We start from the raw sequence: 19,042 nt of genomic DNA, 5'->3' as shown, positions 1-19,042 counted from the left end.
GAGCCGGTCGCCACGCCCGTCGAGGAGGTATCGGTGAGCGTTTCCGACACCGGTGCACAGGCTGTGTTCCCGCTCCGGCGCGCCGCGGACGAGCGGCACGATCCGGAGCTGGTCGACAGACTGCGTGCCGATCCGACGACCTTCGCCGTGGCCGTGGCGGGCGACCTCGTGTCGATCTCCGGCAGCGCCGAGCACCCTCGTCTGCGCCTGGTCCCGGCGGCCGGCGTCACCGCATCCGAGTGGGCCTTCCTCGGGCGCACCGTCGACGGACGCGGCGTTCTCGCGGCGGTGACCGAGACCGTAGCCGAGCCGTTCGCCCGGTTGCGGGAGATCGGCGGCCTGCTCCCGGAAGCGGAATCGGATGCGGCGACGACCGTCGTCGCGCTGGGCAGCTGGCTGCGCGAACAGGGGTACTGCCCGTTCTGCGGTACACGCACCGAACTGCGGCAGGCGGGCTGGGCCCGACACTGCCCGCACTGCGGGCGAGAGCATTTCCCGCGTACGGACCCCGCGATCATCGTGGCGGTGCACGACGCCGACGACCCGGATCGCTTGCTTCTGGGCAGCAACGCCGCCTGGCCTGCGGGAAGGTACTCCTGCTTCGCCGGATTCGCCGAAGCGGGTGAGTCGCTGGAGGACGCGGTGGCCCGCGAGGTCGCGGAGGAGGCGGGGGTGGAGCTCGTCGGAGTGCGGTATCGCGGATCCCAGGCCTGGCCATACCCGCGGTCGTTGATGCTCGGCTTCCACGCCGCGGCGCGAGTCGCCGCCGCGGCGCGCCCCGACGGCGACGAGATCGTCGAGGTGCGCTGGTTCACGCGAGAGGAGATCGGCGCGGCGCTCGAGGGCAGGGGAGAGGTCGTGCTGCCCGGTTCCGCGTCCATCTCCTGGCGGCTGATCCGCGACTGGTACGAGGAGCGCGCATGAGCGTCGACATCCTGGCCGGGCTCGACGAGCAGCAGCACGCCGCGGTGATGGCGGTGCGGGGCCCGGTGCGGGTGCTGGCCGGAGCGGGCACGGGCAAGACCCGCGTCATCACGCGGCGCATCGCCTACGGCGTCGACAGTGGAACGTACTCACCGGGCCGGGTGATGGCTCTGACCTTCACGGCGAAGGCGGCGGGCGAGATGCGCGGGCGCCTGCGCGCGCTCGGGATCGTGGGCGTCGCCGCGCGCACCTTCCACGCCGCCGCCCTCTCCCAGCTGAACTACTTCTGGCCGCAGGTGGCGGGCACGCCTGCCCCGCGCATCATCGACAACAAGGTGCGCCTTCTCGCGCAGGCGGCGGAGCAGCAGCGCCTGCACCTCGACACCGCGACCCTGCGTGACGTCGCCGCCCACATCGAGCAGCGGAAGGTCGCCATGCGCCGGATCGACGAGATCGGCAGCACGCGCCCCGTCACGATCGGCACGCTCGACACCGGGCAGATCCGCGATCTGCACGCCGCCTACGAGAAGCTGAAGGACGAGCGTCACCAGCTCGACTTCGAGGACGTGCTGCTCGCCTGCGCGGGCATGATCGAAGCGGAGCCGCGCGTCGCCCAGTCGGTGCGTGAGCAGTACCGCCACTTCACGGTGGACGAGTTCCAGGACGTGTCGCCGCTACAGAACCGACTCCTCGAGCTGTGGCTCGGCGAGCGGCGCGACCTGTGCGTCGTGGGCGATGCGAGCCAGACCATCTACTCCTTCGCCGGCGCCCGCGCCGACTACCTCCTGGACTTCCCCCGGCACCACCCCGACGCGCGCAGCTTCACCCTCGAGCACAACTACCGCAGCGACCAGCCCGTGCTTCGGGTGGCCAACGCGCTCATGCGCGGCCGTCCCGGCGCGCTGCAGCTGGTCACCGACCGGGGCGCAGATTCTCCCGTGCCCACGGTGACCCGTTTCGACGACGACGCCCACGAGGCTGCGGGTGTGGCCGCCCGCATCCGCGCGCAGCTCGACGACGGCGTGGATCCGCGCCAGATCGCCGTCCTGTACCGGGCCCATGCGCAGTCGGCGGAGCTCGTGACGGCACTCGCGGATGCGGGCGTTCCCACCAGCGTCATGGGTGGCAAGCGCTTCTTCGACCTGCCGGAGGTGCGCCAGGCGGTCATGGCGCTGCGCGCCGCCACGGTGGCCCCGATGCAGGGAGGATTCCGCGACACGGTTCGCGACGTGCTCCGCGGATGCGGCTACACCGACGAGCCGCCGGCCGTCGGCGGGGCTCTGCGCGACGCGTGGGAAGCGCGCGCCGCGCTGCTGGCACTCGCCGAAGAGCAGCCCGAGGACACCACGCTGCGCGCGTTCACGGACGACCTGATGGCCAGGGCGAGAGACCAGCACGAGCCCTCGCTGGCGACGGTGACGCTCGCGACGCTGCACGCGGCGAAGGGGCTCGAGTGGGACCACGTGCACCTCGTGGGGCTGTCTGAGGGACTGCTGCCGATCTCCTACGCGCAGGGATTCGAGCAGATCGACGAGGAGCGGCGGCTGGCGTACGTCGGTATCACGCGGGCCGCGCGTACGCTGTCGCTGTCGTGGGCATCGCAGTCGGCGCGGCAGTCACGGCAGCCGTCTCGCTTTCTGCAAGAGATCGGCACGCGCACGCTGGATGAGCGACCGGCCAGACCGACCTCCGGTGGGGCGAGGAAGCAGCGAACGTCATCCGGCGCCGGGCGGCCGACGCCGGGAGCTGACCGGTGAGCAGACGCGCGGCGTAGGCGACGGCCTCCCCGACGAGCGCCGCCGCCACGGGCGGCGCGGGCTGGGACATGAGCTGCGCCGCGATGCCCGGCCACGCGGCATCCTCGTCGCGACGATGCGCGGCATCGCACGCCAGGCAGGGGCCGTCGCCGGGGGTGACGAGCGGCCCCACGTGCACCTGATCGCCCGCGAGGGTGATCGGCAGATGCGGCCGCTCGTCCCGGAGATGTCCGCGATAGCGTGCCGGGTCGGCGACGAACGACTCCAGCATGACCACGGTGCAGCGCTCGTCGGGATCGGTGACGAGCTCCACTGAGGTGTCGAGCAGTCGGATCACCGCGACAGCGACGGCGCCGTCGATGGCGTCGGAGACCTCGAAGCCCACGCGGGTGCGGGGGGAGTCCGAGCACAGGACCGGCGCGAGCTGCTCCAGCATCTCCGCGACGGCCGCTCGGTCGGCCCCCAGCGAGCCGGCGAGGGTCATCGCGTCGTTGGCGCTGACACCTGCGCGAAGCGCATGCACGAGCCACTCGTGCCACGGCTCCGCCCCGGCGATCACGACACGCGCCGCGTCTCCGAACTGCAGTGTGCGCTCGTCGCGCCAGACCGGCGGGTAGGCGGGATCGAGTCGGAGCATGTCCTGATTCTGTTCCCGCCGGCGCCGGGTCCGCCGTTGTCCACATCGCCGGACCCGCGCGGGAGCTGGCTGGGGAGGAGAGATCAGACGGGGCGGGGACCCTCCGGCCCCTCGCCGCCCTCCTCTTCGGCGAGCAACTGCTCGAGCGCCTCGTCCATCGCATCCCGCTCGGGAGCCTCGCCCCGCGCGCGTGCGGAGAGTCGCTCGATCAGCGCGGTCGGGTCGTCGATGTCGGTCGCGCCCGGAAGCAGGTCCGGATAGTCCCAGAGGGCGTCACGTCCGGCGACACCGACGGCGTCGGTGACCTGTCGCCACATCGCCGCGGCCTCCCGCATCCGTCGCGGGCGCAGCTCGAGGCCGACGAGCGATCCCAGCGCCTTCTCCGCGGGTCCGCCGACGGCGCGCCTGCGGCGGACGACCTCCGCGATGCGGTCGGCGCTCGGCAACCGGTGGGTGGCGTCGGCCGTCACGATGTCGACCCAGCCCTCGATGAGCGCGAGGAGTGTCTCCAGACGGGTGAGGGCGAGATCCTGCTGCTCGGTGCGCTCGGGAAGCAGGGCGCCGCTCTCGAGTGCCTGACGCAGCTCCTCGGGCTGGCTGGGATCGAATCGCTCCGCGAGCTCTTCGAGCCGACTCGTGTCGACGTGGATGCCGCGGGCGAACTCGGTCACCTGTGCGATGACGTCCAGACGAAGCCAGCGGGCATGGCGGAAGAGGCGTGCGTGGGCGAGCTCCCGTGTCGCCACGTACAGCGCGAGCTGGTCCTCGGGGATCTCCAGACCCTGGCCGAAATCGGCGAAGTTCTGCGGCAGGATCGCCGCGGCGCCGGCGGGCATGACGGGAAGCCCCACGTCGCCGCCGCTGACGACCTCCATGGACAGTCGCCCGACGACCTGGCCCAGCTGCGTCGCGAACAGCGAGCCGCCGATCGAGCGCATCATGCGTCCCGCGCCCTGGAGCATGGCCTGCATCTCCTCGGGGGCCTGCTCGGCCAGCGTGGCCGTGAGGGCGTCGGCGATGCTCGTGGCGACCGGCTCTGCGAGCTCGCGCCAGACCGGCATCGTCGCCTCCACCCAGGCGCCGTGGGTGAGAGCGCGCGGCGCCTCGGCGAGCTCGGAGATGGTGGTGGCCTCACCCAGCCACAGGGTGGCGAGCGAGAACGCCTGGTCCAGGTCGCTCCGGGATCCTGCGGCCACGCCGAGGTCGCTCTGGTTCGCGATGTGCAGAGCCTGACGTTCGGCCGCATCCCACGCGATCGAGCCGTCCGAGCTCGTGAACGCGCGCTGCATCTGGCCCATCATCTGCTGCATCATCGCGGGGTCGATGCCCATCTGCTGGAGCTGTCGCAGCTGCTCCGGGTCGAGACCATCGGCTCCGAACAGCTGGCGCAGCAGCTCCTGGAACTGGTCTTCGGGGCTCCGGTCGTCCTCGTCTGCCACGTCAGGCGCCTTTCAGCCGGGGGATAACGTCCCGTTCTACGCTAGTCGCAGGGATACATCGCACAGCCGGGCGAGCACGACTTCGCCGTACGCCGGCCGCGAACGGCCGACGAAAGAGGCACAGTGACATTGTTCGAGACCCCGGGCTCTCTCGCGCCCGAGCCGCCGCGTCGACCCATGCCGCGGTCAGTGGTGGTCGGCATCTGGGCGTTGGTCGTCGCCCTGCTGGCGCTGCTGGCGATGTCCTTCCTGCCGAGCCCCTACGTGATCGAGCGCCCCGGGCCCGTCTACAACACGCTCGGCGAGGTCACCGACGCCGATGGCAAGGACGTGCCTTTGATCGCCATCGACGGCGCCGAGACCTATCCGACGGGAGGATCGCTGGACCTGCTGACCGTGCAGGTCATCGGCTCTCCCGAGCAGCGGCTGTCCTGGCTGGATGCGGCCGTCGCCTGGTTCGACCCCACCAAGGCCGTCGTCCCGATGGAGCAGATCTTCCCGACCGGACAGACGAGCGAGCAGCGGTCGGAGCAGAACACCGCGATGATGGTGGACTCGCAGGCGGATGCCACCGCCGCCGCGCTCACGCATCTCGGCTACGACGTGAACCCGCAGCTGCAGGTCACCGCGGTCGCCGACGGATCGCCCGCGAGCGGCCAGCTGCAGGCTGGCGACCGCGTCCTCCAGGCGAACGGCACGGCCGTCACGACCGCCGAGGGTCTGCGCCGCATCATCAACGACGGTGCGGGGGCCCCCATCCAGATCCTCATCGACCGCGGCGGCGCTCAGCAGAGCGTCACCGTCACACCGCAGGAGGGGACGGGCGACGCCGCCGGCGTGTGGCAGATCGGCATCACCCTCACGGTCTCCTACACGTTCCCCTTCGACGTCCAGGTGCAGCTCAACAACGTCGGCGGGCCGTCGGCGGGCATGATGTTCGCGCTCGGAATGATCGATCAGCTCACCCCGGGCGAGCTCAACGGAGGCGCGCAGGTCGCCGGCACCGGCACCATCAGCGCGGACGGCGAGGTGGGACCCATCGGCGGCATCCGCCAGAAGCTCTGGGGCGCGCACGACGCGGGCGCCCAGTACTTCCTGGCACCCGGGAGCAACTGCGACGAGGTCGTCGGCCATGTTCCCGACGGTCTCCGCGTCTTCTCGGTGTCGACTCTCGACGACGCCGTCGACGTGCTGGACGCGATCTCCTCCGACGCCGACCTGGACGCGCTTCCCACCTGCAGCTGACCGATCGCCGTGCATAGCGGGCTCACGGCGACCGCCCGGGTGCGCCCCTCGTAGGATGAAGGGGTGACTTCGACCGCAGCGCCGACGCCCGTCCCTGTCAACAGATCCCGGCGGGTGATCGCGATCTCGCTTGCCGTCATCGCGGCGCTCGCGGTGGGGTTCTTCCTCTTCGCGAGCCTCTACGCCGACTGGCTCTGGTACGACCAGCTCGGCTACTCGACGGTTCTGACCACGCAGTGGCTCTGGCGCGCCGCGATGTTCGTGGTGGGTTTCCTCGGGATGGCCATCCCGATCTGGATCGCGATCCAGCTCGCCTACCGGCTGCGTCCCGTCTACGTGCGTCTGAGCTCCCAGCTCGACCGCTACCAGGAGGTCGTCGAGCCGCTGCGGCGTCTCGCCATGTGGGGAATCCCGGTCTTCTTCGGATTCTTCGCAGGATTCGCGACCTCGGCGCAGTGGGAGACCGCGGCGCTGTGGCTCGGCGGCGTGCACACCGACACCGCCGACCCGCAGTTCGGCATGGACACCGGCTTCTACCTCTTCGCGCTGCCGTTCTACCAGGGTGCGGTCGGTTTCGCCTCCGCCGTCGTGCTGGTGGCACTTCTGGTCACTGCGCTCGTGTCCTACCTCTACGGCTCGGTGCGCATCGGCCAGCGCGAGCTTCGCATCTCCAAGCCCGCCCGCATCCAGCTCGCCATCATCGCGGGTCTCTACCTGCTGCTGCAGGGTGTGAGCCTGTTCCTCGACCGCTTCGGCACCTTGACGCAGGCGGGCGACCGGATCACGGGTGCGAGCTACACGACGGTCAACGCGACGATCCCCGGCCTCACGATCCTCTCGATCGTCGCCGCCTTCGTCGCCGTTCTCTTCTTCGTCACGGCCATCATCGGACGTTGGCGCTATCCGCTGATCGCGACAGCGCTGCTGGTGGTCACCTCGCTCGTCGTGGGGGTCGCGTACCCGTGGATCCTCAACACGGTCCAGGTGCGGCCCAACCAGCGCACGCTCGAGATGCCGTACTTCGAGCGGAACCTCGACGCGACCAAGACGGCGTTCAACATCGAGGGTCTCGACACGACGTCGTACGACGCGAAGACCGACGCCGAGCCCGGTCAGCTGCGCTCCGACGCCGAGACGACCGCATCCATCCGCATCATGGACCCGGCGATCATCCAGCCGACCGTGCGCCAGCTGCAGCAGTACCGTCCGTACTACCGCTTCGAGGACCCGCTGGACGTGGACCGCTACAGGATCGACGGTCAGACGCAGGACACCGTCGTCTCGGTCCGTGAGGTGAACACCGCGGGTCTCGGCGACGCCGGGTCCTGGCAGAACTCCACCCTCGTCTACACGCACGGTTACGGCCTCGTGGTCGCCAAGGGTAACGAGCGCACGACCGACGGCGACCCCGTCTTCATCGAGGGCAGCATCCCCGCATCCGGGTTCCTGACCGACGAGAAGTACGAGCCGCGGATCTACTTCGGCGAGAACTCTCCGGCGTACTCCATCGTGGGCGCGCCCGAGGGTACGACCCCGATCGAGCTGGACTATCCGTCGGCGAGCGACGGCGGCAACGACACCCGCACGACCTTCGACGGCGACGGCGGACCGTCCATCGGCAACATGTTCAACCGCCTGATCTACGCACTGAAGTTCCAGTCGGAGCAGATCGTCTTCTCCGACTCGATCAACGAGAAGTCGCAGATCCTGTACGACCGCGACCCCGCTGTGCGCGTGCAGAAGGCGGCGCCGTACCTCACGCTCGACTCCGACCCGTACCCGAGCGTCGTGGACGGCCGCGTGGTGTGGATCGTCGACGGCTACACGACGAGCGACCAGTACCCGTACTCGACGGCGACGAGCATGTCGCAGGCGATCGAGGATGCGAACAACCCGACTCCGCGCGTCGCACTCGACAACGTCAACTACATCCGCAACTCGGTGAAGGCGACCGTCGACGCCTACGACGGGAAAGTCACCCTCTACGCCTGGGACGACACCGATCCGCTGCTGCAGGCGTGGCAGAACGTCTTCCCGACGACGATCAAGCCGGTCTCGGACATGTCCGCCGACCTCATGAGTCACGTGCGTTACCCGACCGACCTGTTCAAGGTTCAGCGCGCGATGCTCGGCGAGTACCACGTCGACACGGCTCAGTCGCTCTACGAGCGCGACAACGCCTGGTCCACGCCGGCAGACCCGCAGAACCCCGACGTCAACCAGCCGCCGTACTACCTGAGTATGAAGATGCCGGGTCAGGACGAGCCGAGCTACTCGATGTTCACGAGCTTCATCCCGCAGTCGACGGGCACGGAGTCGCGCAACGTCCTGATGGGCTACCTCTCGGTGGACTCGGATGCCGGCAGCCAGGCGGGCGTGAAGAGCCCCGACTACGGCAAGCTGAGGCTCCTGGAGATCACGGCCGGCGCCACGATCCCCGGTCCCGGCCAGGTGCAGAACACCTTCAACTCGGATCCCGGGATCTCCGCGCAGATCAACATCCTGAAGCAGGGCCAGTCGAACGTCATCAACGGCAACCTGCTGACCCTGCCCGTCGGCGGTGGACTGCTGTACGTGCAGCCGGTGTTCGTGCAGGCCTCCAGCGGTACACAGCTGCCGCAGTTGCAGAAGGTGCTGGTCGCATTCGGCACGGAGGTCGCGTTCGAGGACACTCTGAACGAGGCGCTCAACGCGCTGTTCGGCGGCGACTCCGGCGCCAACGCGGGGGACCAGGACGTCGCGCCCGATCCGGGGACGACGCCCTCGCCCGAGCAGACCGGTGGCAGCGACGGGACGACCGGCGGCAGCACGGGAAGCCCGGACTACCAGGCTGCGCTGCAGGATGCCCGACAGGCGCTGCTCGACCGCGATGCCGCTCTCAAGGCCGGCGACTGGACCAAGTACGGCGAGGCGGACAGCCGGCTCACCGCCGCGGTCGACAAGCTGATCCAGCTCGGCGGCTGACCCGCATCCGCTCGACCGCGCGCCGGTCCCGCGTTCCGCGGGGCCGGCGCGCTCGTCTTCTCGCGGGTTGGAGGAGGGAGCCCGCGGGCGGGGGATCCGGCGAACGGATGCGGGGTGCGCGTCAGGCCGTGAGCAGGGCGTACCAGATGAGCAGCAGGGTCGTGCCGAAGCCGCCCAGTTGGTTGAGCCACAGGAACCGCCCCCACCCGACCGTGGCGCGCTCGCACGTCTCATCGGTGATCGAGCGGTAGGGCCACAGGGCGAGCAGGTACGGGATGACGAGCAGGCCGCCGAGCGGTCCCGGCCACGCCGACGCGAGCATCACGAGGCCTGCCGCGAGATAGCACCCGAGCGCGAACCACACGGTCCACCGCGCGCCGCGCACGGTCGCGATCGAGGAGATGCCGGCCTCGCGGTCAGCGGTGACGTCCTGCACGGCACCGAACGCGTGGGAGGCGACGCCCCACAGTGCGAAGGCGACGAGGACGGCGATGAGTCCCGGAGTGAAGGTCGCACCCGCGAGCACGAGCCCGTACACCGCGGGTGAGAAGAAGTGGATGCTGCTCGTCAGCGAATCGGCGAACGGCACCTCTTTGAGACGGAGCGGCGGCGCCGAGTAGAACACCACGAAGAACAGGCTGATGGCGAGCACGACCCAGGATGCGGGCGAGCCGACTGCGACGAGGTAGGCCACGAACGGCAGGCACGACAGCGCTGCCGCCCACAGCGTGATCCGGTGCATCCGGCGATCGAGGACCGCCCCGTGCGCGCCGCCCTTGCGTGGATTGCGCAGGTCCGACTCGTAGTCGAAGACGTCGTTCACGCCGTACATCGCGAGGTTGTACGGGACGAGGAAGAACAGCGTGCCGAGGATGAGCGTCAGATCCACCGTACGCGTGGTCATCACCACGGCCGCCGCGAACGGGAACGCCGTGTTGATCCAGCTCACGGGGCGCGACGAGACGAACAGCGTACGAAGCACACCGGCGGGGCGGAGGTCTGTCATTCGGTCTTCCGAGTCGGGAGCAGCGAGAGCACGGCGGGAACGCCGAACGCTGCGCACAGCGGGTAGGAGAAGTCCTCGATCGGGGCGAGTCCGATCCGGATGCCGCTGAGATGCTCGGCGGGATAGGTGAACAGGTCGAGGGCGATCATCACGTTATCGAAGACCGCGGTCAGTGCGAACAGCGCGATGGCGGCGACGACGCTGGCCCGCATCCTTCGCCCGAAGCCGGGCCGGCGTGCACTGATCGCGGTCACGACGGCGGTCACCAGGACGAAGGGCAGCACGATCAGCGCGTAGGTCATGCCGCGTCCCGCCGGCGCTTGGTGACCCGCAGGGACGCGGAGTGCACGACGAGCGCGAGATAGCACAGGAACGCGAGGAACACCGGCTCCTCGACCGGGAGGTGCGGCGCGAGATCGATGCCGACGAGCAGAGGACTGCCGCCTTTGACGAAGACGCCGGTGACGATGCCGACGGCGTCCCAGAGCAAGAAGAAGGCCGTGCCGATGCCGACGGCCGCCGCGGTGCGTCCCGGACGCGCCCAGAGCGCCAGCCGGAACCGCGCGTCGAGGGCACCCACCCCGGCGATGCTGATGAGCAGCGCCAGCAGGTAGAGACCGGGCATCACACCGCCTCGACCGCCGGCTCGGGGAGCGGGCCCGCGGAGCGATCGCCGCGCAGGCGCTTCACGACGAGTTCGGCCGAGATCAGACACATCGGAAGGCCGATACCCGGCAGCACGGAAGCGCCGGCGTAATAAAGTCCGTCCACCTTCGCCGAGGCGTTGCGGGGGCGGAACAACGCGCTCTGCATGAGCGGATGCGCGAGACCGAGGGCGTTGCCCCGCCAGGCGTGCAGGTCGGTCTCGAAGTCGCCGGGGGCGATCGTGCGGCGCACGACGATGCGCTCACGCAGGTCGGGCACGCCGCACCAGGCGGCGATCTGGTCGATGGCCGCATCCGCCGCGCGCTCGATCACGACGTCACCGGCCCCGTCGACGCCGCCGTGCCCAAGGCCGGGGTCAGCCGGGATCGGCACCAGGACGAAGAGGTTCTCGTGGCCCGCCGGCGCGACGGAGGGGTCGGTGGCGCTGGGGCGGCAGACGTAGAGAGACGCCGGGTCAGGGATGCGGGTCGCATCGCCGAAGATGGCGGCGAAGTTCGTACGCCAGTCCTCGGTGAACAGGAGTGTGTGGTGGGTGAGCTCGGGAAGCTCGCCCTTCACGCCGAGGAGCACGAGCAGCGCGCCGTAGCTGGGCGTCTTCGACGTCCACCACGACTCCGGGTAGGTGCGATAGCGCTCCGGGACGAGGCGGGTCTCGGTGTGATGCAGATCGGCGCTGGAGACCACGACGTCGGCGTCGAAGCGGCGGCCGTCGGCCGTCACGACGCCGCGAGCGACGCCGTCGGCGACGAGGATCCGCTCGACGCCGGCACCGGTCTCGATCACGACACCGCGTTCGGTGGCGAGGCGCGCGATGGCGTCGATCAGCGCGGTGAAGCCGCCCTGCGGGTAGCGCACCCGATCGTCGAGATCCAGGTGGCTCATGAGGTGGTACAGGCTCGGCAGCTGATAGGGCGAGCCGCCCAGGAAGACGCCGGCGTAGCCCAGGATCTGGCGGAGTCGGGTGTCGGTGAAGCGTTTGTCGATCCGGGACTGCAGCGGCCTAGTGAGCAGCCGCGTCAGGTGACCGAGTCGGCGCAGGATCGCGGGGTCGGTCAGGTTTCCGAGTGACTCGTACGTGTCGTACAGGAAGCGGTCGACCGCGAGGTCGTACGCCTCGCCGGCCGAGTCCAGGTACGCGTCCAGACGCGCACCGGCTCCCGGTTCGATCGACTCGAACAGCGCGGTCGCCTCCTCGCGACCCGATACGACGTCGACGGGCGTCTCGTCCAGGTGGGATTCGGCGTAGACGCGGTAGGCGGGGACGAGATCGACGAGATCGAGCTGCTCCGCGGTCGTCGTGCCCAGCAGGCGGAAGAAGTGGTCGAACACCTCCGGCATGAGGTACCAGCTGGGGCCGGTGTCGAAGCGGAAGCCGTCGCGCTCCCACGAGCCCGCCCGGCCGCCTACCTCGTCGCGCCGCTCCAGCAGGGTGACGTCGTGCCCGTCTGTCGCGAGCAGCGCGGCCGTGGCGAGCCCCGCGATGCCGCCTCCGATGACGACGGTACGACTCATGAGCGTTCCTTCAGGGGTGCGGCGCCGAGCCAGGCGCGGGCGGCGAGAACGGCCTTCTGCGACGTGGGCACGCGCACCCGGCCCTCGGCACTCGCCCCGCGCAGGCGCGCGGAGAGTGCGGCGAAGAGATCGTGGGCGGCGGTGACGGCCCTGCGGCAGTCCGCGGGCAGGAGGGGGATGGTGGCGGCTGCCGTGGCGAGGTCGGCGTCGATCCGGTCGAGTACGTCGTCCCGTGTGCGCTGGACGCCGTCGACGGCGAGGTAATCACGTCCCAGGGCGCCCGCGTCGTGCTCCAGGTCGCGAAGGAAGTTGACGTCCTGGAAGGCGCGTCCGAGAGCGCGTGCCCCGGCGACGAGGTCGGCCGGGGGAGCGGAGGGGGAACGGCGCCCCGCGTTCTCGAAGACAGCGAGACACATGAGCCCCACCACCTCCGCCGATCCGTAGACGTAGCTGTCGTGAGAGACGTCGTCGTGTTCGCGCACGCCGAGGTCCGTGCGCATCGATGCGAAGAACGGGGCCGTCAGGTCTTCGCCGATCCCGCACTCGCGGGCGGTCAGGGCGAACGCGTGCACGACGAGGTTCGCGCTGAAGCCGCGCTCGACGGCTGCGCGGGTCTCCCTCTCGAAGGCGTCGAGGACCTCTTCCTGCTGATCGCGGTCCAGGCCGGCCTCTCCGGCCGGCCCGTCCACGATCTCGTCGGCGACGCGGACGAGCGCGTAGACGTTGCGGATGTGGGGGCGGGTGCGCGGACTGAGCAGACCCGTCGCGAGGGCGAACGAGGTGGAGTACGCGCGGATGACGGATGCGGCGGCGGCCACCGCCGTCCGGTCGTAGAGGGAGAGTCCGCTCGGCTGGTCTCGCGTGCTCACGGCATCCTCTCCGCGATGCGGGTCGCGAGCTCGTCGACGAGCCCGAGAGCCGCCGGCGACAGTGTCGCGGCGTCGGCTCGAGCGGAACGGAGCGTCTCGTCGATGAGGACCGCGAGGCGCTCGCGGGCGCCGGTCGCATCCAGCGCGCGCTGTGCGGCGAGCACGGCCACCGGACCCGTGTGTGCGACCGCGAGAGCCTCCGCGACCGCGTCGCGGCCGGCTCCCTGCTGCGCCAGGACGACGAGGGGAGTGCGCTTGGCCTCGCGGAGATCGCTGCCCACATCGCGACCGGCCTGGTCGGCTGTGCCGAAGGCGCCGATCAGATCGTCGACGAGCTGGAAGGCCAGTCCCAGAGCGCCGCCGGCCCGGCGGAGCGCCTCGAGCTCGGGTTCGCTCGCGCCGGCGAGCAACGCGCCCGCACGCAGCGGCGCGTCGAAGGAGTAGACGGCGGTCTTGTCGTGTGCCGTGGTGAGCACGGCGGCCGCCTCCGCCGCGTGCAGTCCGAGCGCGTTCTCGACGTCGGCGAGCTCGCCGGCGGCGGAGACCGACACGGCGTCGTCGAACAGTTCCACGAGCGCCGTCCGCGTCGCCGCCGGCACGTCGATGAGCGCGAGGATGCGGGTAGCTTCGTACAGCAACAGGTCGCCGCCGAGGATCGCCGCCGCGTCGCCGAGGTCGTCGGCGCCCGCGGCGGACGCGCCGGCGGCGGTGGCGCGCGTGCGGAACTCGCCGGAGATGTTCAGGACGCCGCGACGCTGGACGTCATGGTCGATCACGTCGTCGTGCACGACGAAGGCCGCGTGCAGCAGCTCGAAGGCGGCAGCGACCTCGTAGACGGCAGGCAGCGCCTCGTCCGCGCCGTCGAACGCGAGGTATGCGCCCACGACGTTCGCCGGCCGGAAGCGCTTGCCGCCGGTTGCCGCGCGCGTGACGGCGGCGGTGAGCGCGGCGTACGCCTCTGCGCCGTCGGTCGCGCGGCGACGGATGCGGGCGAGAGCCGCATCGACGGCCGCGTCGATCCCGGCGCGGTTGTCCGCGCTCAACCAGGAGATCATCGGGCCCCTGCCTGTATCCGCCGCTGGGCGACGAACAGATCGAGTTGACGGGCCTGCAGCACGAGCCAAGGACTGAACGCCCACTCGGCGGCATCCAGAGCCGTCACGAGGTCGGCCGGGTGCACCCACTGCGTCTCGAGCACCTCGAGGGGGTTGGGTCGCGGCAGGTTCTCGGCGCGTGCGATGTAGACCGGGCAGATCTCGTTCTCGACGATCCCGCTCGCGTCGGTGGCGCGGTATCGGAAGAGGGGAAGGGCGAGCTCGATGTCCGTCAGGCGCAGTCCGAGCTCGGAGTCGGCATGTCGCTTGACGGCGTTCAGGAGAGGCTCGGCCGGTCGAGGATGTCCGCAGAACGAGTTCGTCCACACCCCGGGCCACGTGCGCTTGTGCAGGGCTCGACGGGTGACGAGGACGCGGCCTTCGTCATCCAGAACGTGACAGGAGAAGGCGAGGTGCAGCGCGGTGTCTGTACCGTGGACACTGCTCTTGGGCGCAGTCCCGATCTGATTGCCTTCGTCATCCACAAGAATGACCTGTTCGATCTCGTCCATGCGCCCTTCCATTTTGCTAGCTTTACTAGCGAGTTCGATCGAGCATACAGACGGCCTGAGGGGGTGTCCACATGGCGAGTCCCGATGACTCCGACGATACGTCGCGTGATAAGGATCGCGCAGTATGGCGCGTCCTGTCGGCCGTGCGCGCCTTCAGCGACGCCATGGACCGCATGTACAGCGGCATGAAGGGTGACATGGACATGAACGCCACCGACCTCGCCGCCCTGCGCATGCTCATCATCCGCGAGCAGCGGGGACAGGATGTCAGCCCGCACGACATCGCACGGCACCTGCGGATCTCCACCGCCTCGACGACGAAGCTGGTGGACCGTCTCGCCGATTCGGGCCATGTCGTGCGCAAGCCGCATCCCGTCGATCGTCGGGCGAGGCTCATCTCGTTGACCGACAAGTCGCGCACCGACTTCACGCACCACTTCCGCGACAGCATCGACGCGATGCGGGGTGTCGCGTTCGACTATTCGCCGACGGAGCTGGCGGTGATCGCCGACTTCCTCGAACGGATGTCGGTCGGCATCGACCCCGACGCCTGAGGAGGACAGAAGCCGGTTTGACCGGGGCTTTCCGAGTAAAGCAGAAGGCCCGGATCCGAGGATCCGGGCCTTCTTTTTGTTGCGGGGACAGGATTTGAACCTGCGACCTCTGGGTTATGAGCCCAGCGAGCTACCGAACTGCTCCACCCCGCGGCACAAGAGATAACACTAGCACGCGTTCGGGCAGTGCGCGAATCGAGGCGGTTGCCGAGGTCTCTCCGGGCTGGGAGGATGGGGGAGTGCCCGCCGTTCTCTCCCTCGCCGTCGCGCAATTCGCGCCGATCGCCGACCGCTCCGCCAACCTGGAGCGGATCCGTCTCCTCGCCGCGCAGGCCGCTTCTCGCGGAGCCCGCGTGCTGGTGCTTCCGGAGTACAGCAGCTTCTTCGTCGACCCCTTCGACGCGTCGCTGCGCGAGAACGCGGAGCACGGGCCCGACGGAACGTTCGTACTGGGCCTGCGCGAGATCGCTGTGCGGGAAGACCTCACCCTCGTGGCGGGTCTGGTCGAGGCGGCGGATGCGGACCGCGTCCACAACACCGTCGTCGCGGTCGACGCCTCGGGTGTCGTCGCCAGCTACCGCAAGCAGCACCTCTACGACGCCTTCGGGCAGCAGGAGTCGGACTGGGTCGCTCCCGGAGAGCTCGATGAGCCGCAGACCTTCACCGTCGACGGCGTCGTCTTCGGCATCATGACCTGCTACGACCTGCGCTTCCCCGAGGCCGCGCGCCGCATCGTGGACGCCGGCGCGCACGTCATCCTCGTGCCGGCGGAATGGGTGCGCGGCCCCCTGAAGGAGCAACAGTGGCAGACCCTGCTGGCGGCGCGGGCGATCGAGAGCACGGCGTTCGTCGCGGCGGCGGACCACCCCGCACCCATCGGCGTCGGCCACTCCGTCATCCTCGACCCGCAGGGCGTCGTGCTCGCCGGTCTCGCCACAGGGGAGGGGCTCGCGGTCGCCCCCATCGATCTTGACGAGCTGGCCCGCATCCGCGTCGTCAATCCGGCGTTGCAGCTGCGTCGCTACCGCGTGGTCCCTCGCTGAGTCAGGCCAGAGCTATCAGGCGGTGCATGGCCTCCGCGATGACCTCCGGGCGCTTGCAGGCCGCGAAGCGGACGAGGCTCGCGTAGTCGCGCCGCCGCTCCCGCGCGGCGAACGCCGTCAGCGGGATCGCGACCACCCCGGCCGCCTCCGGGAGGCGGCGGCAGAACTCATGGGCGTCGCTCACGCCGAGCGGCGCTGCATCCGCCACCGTGAAGTAGGACCCCCCGGCGCGGAACGGGGCGAACCCGGCAGCGCTGAGCCCGTCGCGCAGTGTGTCGCGCTTGCGCTGCAGCGCCGCACCGACGCCCGCGAAGAAGGCGTCGTCCAGGCGCAGCCCCGCGGCGACAGCCGGCTGGAACGGTGCACCGTTGACGTACGTGAGGAATTGTTTGACCGTCAGCACGGCGTCGATGAGGGATGCGGGCCCCGTCGCCCATCCGATCTTCCAGCCCGTCACAGAGAACGTCTTGCCCGCGGACGAGATCGAGATCGTGCGTTCGGCGGCGCCCGGTAGCGTCGCGATCGGCACGTGGCGGCGGCCATCGAAGACCAGGTGCTCGTACACCTCGTCGGTCACGATGATCGCATTGTGGCGATGTGCGAGCCGCACGATCTCGGCACGCACATCGTCGGCGAACACGACACCCGTGGGATTGTGGGGATCGTTGAGCAGGATGACGCGGGTGCGGTCCGTGACAGCGGCAGCGAGCCGATCGAGGTCGGGCTGGAAGTCGGGCCAGCGCAGGGGCACGGTCACGAGTGCGGCGCCGGCCAGCGCCACATCCGCGGCGTACGCGTCGTAATGGGGCTCGAAGACGACGACCTCGTCGCCGGGGCCCACGAGCGCGAGGAGCGTCGCCGCGAGCGCCTCCGTCGCCCCCGCGGTGACGAGGACCTCGCGATCGGGATCGACCCGCAGCCCGTAGAACCGCGCCTGGTGCTCGGCGATCGCGCGGCGAAGGTCCGCTGTACCGCGACCGGGCGAGTATTGGTTGACGCCCGTCGCGATCGCCTCACGGGCGATGTCGAGCAGTTCGGCGGGGCCATCCTCATCGGGGAAGCCCTGGCCCAGGTTTATGGCGCCCGTCTCGGCCGCCAGTGCGCTCATCTCTGCGAAGATCGTAGGGGCGGGGGTGCCGTCCTCGGCGAGGAGTCCGGCGCCCGCGGCCACCCGCTGCCAGGGCGCGTTCTGGTTTCGCATTCAGCACACGTTAGTCCCATAGGGCTGTCCCACGACTGGCATAGGAAAAGCACAGAGATGACGGTCACAGTGAAGATCGCCTGTCAGAAGGAGCAACCATGAGTGACAACCAGGGCTCCCGCCCCGAATCCGAAGACTCTGTGTCCGAATCCGCCGCGCCCGCCGCATCGCCGCAGCCGGCCCCCGCGTCCGACGTGCCGACGACTCCGCCGGCCGCGGCCGCCCCCGAGGCTCCCGCCATGCCGCCGCGCCCGCCCTACCCCGCCTCCTACCCGAAGGCGCCCGCGGGTTACGCCCCCGCAGCCGGCACCGCCGCGACGGGCCAGGCGTTCGGCCCCGGCGCTCAGACCGCGCCGACGCTTCCGCTGAGCGGCCCGACGCCGTCCGCCCCGGTGCGCAAGAAGTCGACCGCCGGTCGCACCGTGGGGCTCCTCGTGGCCGCTGCCCTCGTCGGAGGCGCCGCGGGTGTGGGTGGAACCTACGCCGGCATCAGCATGTGGGGTCAGACCCAGACGACGGCTGCCGGCAGCCCCACCGTCGTGACCGTCAACGACACCCAGAAGGTCAACAACGTCACCGCCGTGGCCGCCAAGGTTCTGCCCAGTGTGGTCACGATCTCGGCCACCGCGGGCAGCAGCGGCGGCACGGGCAGTGGTGTGATCCTCTCCGCGGACGGCTACGTGCTGACCAACACCCACGTCGTCACGCTGGACGGCGCAACGGCCGACCCCACGCTCTCGGTGACGACATCCGACGGCAAGGTCTACAAGGCGACCGTCGTCGGCACCGACCCGACCTACGATCTCGCGGTCATCAAGCTGACGGATGCGTCGGGCCTCACGCCCGTGGAGTTCGCCGACTCGAGCAAGCTCAACGTGGGCGACCAGGCGATCGCACTCGGAGCGCCGCTCGGACTGGACAACACGGTCACGACCGGCATCGTCAGCGCTTTGAACCGTTCGATCGAGATCGCCTCCTCGGCGGCCCCGGAGGATTCATCCACCGAGGGCGACAGCGGCCAGGGGCAGCAGGAGAGCCCGTTCCAGTTCGACTTCGGCCAGGGGCAGCAGCAGTCCACGTCCTCGAGCACGACGATCAAGATCGCCGTGATCCAGACGGATGCGGCGATCAACCCCGGTAACTCCGGTGGAGCCCTCGTGGATTCCGACGGCAACCTGATCGGCATCAACGTCGCCATCGCCTCCTCCGGCGGCAGCTCGTCGAGCGGTCAGTCGGGCAACATCGGCGTGGGCTTCTCCATCCCGGCCAACATCGCTCAGCGCGTCGCGAACGAGATCATCGAGTCCGGCAGCGCGACGCACGGACTGCTCGGTGCGACCGTCGCCGACGCGGCTTCGCAGAAGAACGCCACCATCCAGGGCGCGTACATCCAGGACGTGTCCTCGGGCGGCGCGGCCGCCGGTGCGGGGCTTCGCTCCGGCGACATCGTCACGGAGTTCAACGGCGTTCCCGTCACCAACGCGATCGACCTCACCGCCCAGGTGCGTGCGGCCGCGGGCGGCTCCGACGCGACGCTGAGCTACGTCCGCGACGGTAAGACCGAGACGGCGAAGCTCACACTGGGCACGCTGCAGTAACCCCACACCGCTCCGACGGTT

The 19,042-nt window shown here is 70.0% G+C and carries 16 protein-coding genes and 1 tRNA gene; 7 read left to right on the top strand and 10 right to left on the bottom strand.

The window, feature by feature from the left end:
- Nucleotides 1-33: 33 nt before the first annotated feature.
- Nucleotides 34-924 carry an NAD(+) diphosphatase gene (gene nudC / locus EHF32_RS06275; RefSeq protein WP_137417384.1) on the top strand — a complete coding sequence of 297 codons (891 nt, stop codon included), beginning with the start codon at nucleotides 34-36 and terminating at the stop codon, nucleotides 922-924.
- Complete coding sequence (locus tag EHF32_RS06270) at nucleotides 921-2,681, top strand: ATP-dependent helicase (RefSeq protein WP_137417383.1); 1,761 nt, start codon at nucleotides 921-923, stop codon at nucleotides 2,679-2,681. The genes nudC and EHF32_RS06270 overlap by 4 nt, the downstream gene beginning before the upstream one ends.
- Before the next feature lie 720 nt (nucleotides 2,682-3,401).
- Here the strand turns inward: EHF32_RS06270 and EHF32_RS06265 are convergent.
- Entirely contained in the window at nucleotides 3,402-4,757 is a 1,356-nt protein-coding gene (locus EHF32_RS06265) for a zinc-dependent metalloprotease (RefSeq protein WP_137417382.1), read from the bottom strand.
- Between the two features lie 123 nt (nucleotides 4,758-4,880).
- Here EHF32_RS06265 and EHF32_RS06260 point away from each other — a divergent pair, with 123 nt between their 5' ends.
- Nucleotides 4,881-6,002: a YlbL family protein gene (locus tag EHF32_RS06260; protein ID WP_443189859.1), complete on the top strand. Its 1,122-nt coding sequence runs from the start codon at nucleotides 4,881-4,883 to the stop codon at nucleotides 6,000-6,002.
- A gap of 63 nt (nucleotides 6,003-6,065) precedes the next feature.
- Entirely contained in the window at nucleotides 6,066-8,966 is a 2,901-nt protein-coding gene (locus tag EHF32_RS06255; protein WP_137417380.1) for a UPF0182 family membrane protein, read from the top strand.
- A gap of 121 nt (nucleotides 8,967-9,087) precedes the next feature.
- Here EHF32_RS06255 and EHF32_RS06250 read toward each other — a convergent pair whose 3' ends face one another.
- From EHF32_RS06250 to idi, 7 genes are read right to left on the bottom strand one after another with little or no spacing between them, the layout of a single operon-like run.
- Nucleotides 9,088-9,972, bottom strand: coding sequence for a prenyltransferase (locus EHF32_RS06250; protein ID WP_137417379.1), 885 nt, complete (start codon nucleotides 9,970-9,972; stop codon nucleotides 9,088-9,090).
- Nucleotides 9,969-10,274, bottom strand: coding sequence for a lycopene cyclase domain-containing protein (locus EHF32_RS06245; protein ID WP_137417378.1), 306 nt, complete (start codon nucleotides 10,272-10,274; stop codon nucleotides 9,969-9,971). The genes EHF32_RS06250 and EHF32_RS06245 overlap by 4 nt, the downstream gene beginning before the upstream one ends.
- The gene (locus tag EHF32_RS06240; RefSeq protein WP_137417377.1) at nucleotides 10,271-10,597 is read right to left on the bottom strand and encodes a lycopene cyclase domain-containing protein; all 327 of its coding nucleotides are present in this window, start codon (nucleotides 10,595-10,597) and stop codon (nucleotides 10,271-10,273) included. The genes EHF32_RS06245 and EHF32_RS06240 overlap by 4 nt, the downstream gene beginning before the upstream one ends.
- Nucleotides 10,597-12,150: a phytoene desaturase family protein gene (gene crtI, locus EHF32_RS06235; protein WP_137417376.1), complete on the bottom strand. Its 1,554-nt coding sequence runs from the start codon at nucleotides 12,148-12,150 to the stop codon at nucleotides 10,597-10,599. The genes EHF32_RS06240 and crtI overlap by 1 nt, the downstream gene beginning before the upstream one ends.
- On the bottom strand, nucleotides 12,147-13,019 hold the full coding sequence (locus EHF32_RS06230; RefSeq protein WP_137417375.1) for a phytoene/squalene synthase family protein: 873 nt from the start codon (nucleotides 13,017-13,019) through the stop codon (nucleotides 12,147-12,149). Before EHF32_RS06230 ends, crtI begins: the two co-directional genes overlap by 4 nt.
- Entirely contained in the window at nucleotides 13,016-14,074 is a 1,059-nt protein-coding gene (locus EHF32_RS06225) for a polyprenyl synthetase family protein (RefSeq protein WP_137417374.1), read from the bottom strand. The genes EHF32_RS06230 and EHF32_RS06225 overlap by 4 nt, the downstream gene beginning before the upstream one ends.
- Entirely contained in the window at nucleotides 14,071-14,625 is a 555-nt protein-coding gene (gene idi / locus EHF32_RS06220; RefSeq protein WP_137417373.1) for an isopentenyl-diphosphate Delta-isomerase, read from the bottom strand. The genes EHF32_RS06225 and idi overlap by 4 nt, the downstream gene beginning before the upstream one ends.
- A 71-nt stretch (nucleotides 14,626-14,696) precedes the next feature.
- On the opposite strand from idi, the gene EHF32_RS06215 reads away from it, so the two are divergent.
- Nucleotides 14,697-15,179, top strand: a complete 483-nt coding sequence (locus EHF32_RS06215; protein ID WP_137417372.1) for a MarR family winged helix-turn-helix transcriptional regulator — start codon at nucleotides 14,697-14,699, stop codon at nucleotides 15,177-15,179.
- A gap of 79 nt (nucleotides 15,180-15,258) precedes the next feature.
- On the opposite strand, the gene EHF32_RS06210 is transcribed toward EHF32_RS06215, so the two are convergent.
- Nucleotides 15,259-15,332: transfer RNA gene (locus EHF32_RS06210), tRNA-Met, on the bottom strand.
- A gap of 86 nt (nucleotides 15,333-15,418) precedes the next feature.
- Here EHF32_RS06210 and EHF32_RS06205 point away from each other — a divergent pair.
- Nucleotides 15,419-16,222 carry a carbon-nitrogen hydrolase family protein gene (locus EHF32_RS06205; protein WP_238343809.1) on the top strand — a complete coding sequence of 268 codons (804 nt, stop codon included), beginning with the start codon at nucleotides 15,419-15,421 and terminating at the stop codon, nucleotides 16,220-16,222.
- A gap of 1 nt (nucleotide 16,223) precedes the next feature.
- Here EHF32_RS06205 and EHF32_RS06200 read toward each other — a convergent pair whose 3' ends face one another.
- Nucleotides 16,224-17,423: an aminotransferase class I/II-fold pyridoxal phosphate-dependent enzyme gene (locus tag EHF32_RS06200; RefSeq protein WP_137417370.1), complete on the bottom strand. Its 1,200-nt coding sequence runs from the start codon at nucleotides 17,421-17,423 to the stop codon at nucleotides 16,224-16,226.
- Between the two features lie 98 nt (nucleotides 17,424-17,521).
- On the opposite strand from EHF32_RS06200, the gene EHF32_RS06195 reads away from it, so the two are divergent.
- The gene (locus tag EHF32_RS06195) at nucleotides 17,522-19,021 is read left to right on the top strand and encodes a S1C family serine protease (protein ID WP_137417369.1); all 1,500 of its coding nucleotides are present in this window, start codon (nucleotides 17,522-17,524) and stop codon (nucleotides 19,019-19,021) included.
- The last annotated feature ends 21 nt before the right edge of the window (nucleotides 19,022-19,042 follow it).

The sequence above is a fragment of the Microbacterium sp. RG1 genome (genome assembly GCF_005347485.1).
In the GTDB taxonomy this organism is placed as follows: domain Bacteria; phylum Actinomycetota; class Actinomycetes; order Actinomycetales; family Microbacteriaceae; genus Microbacterium; species Microbacterium binotii_A.
The sequence above is the reverse complement of the archived record's forward strand: the minus strand, read 5'-3'. Positions and strand labels throughout refer to the sequence as shown.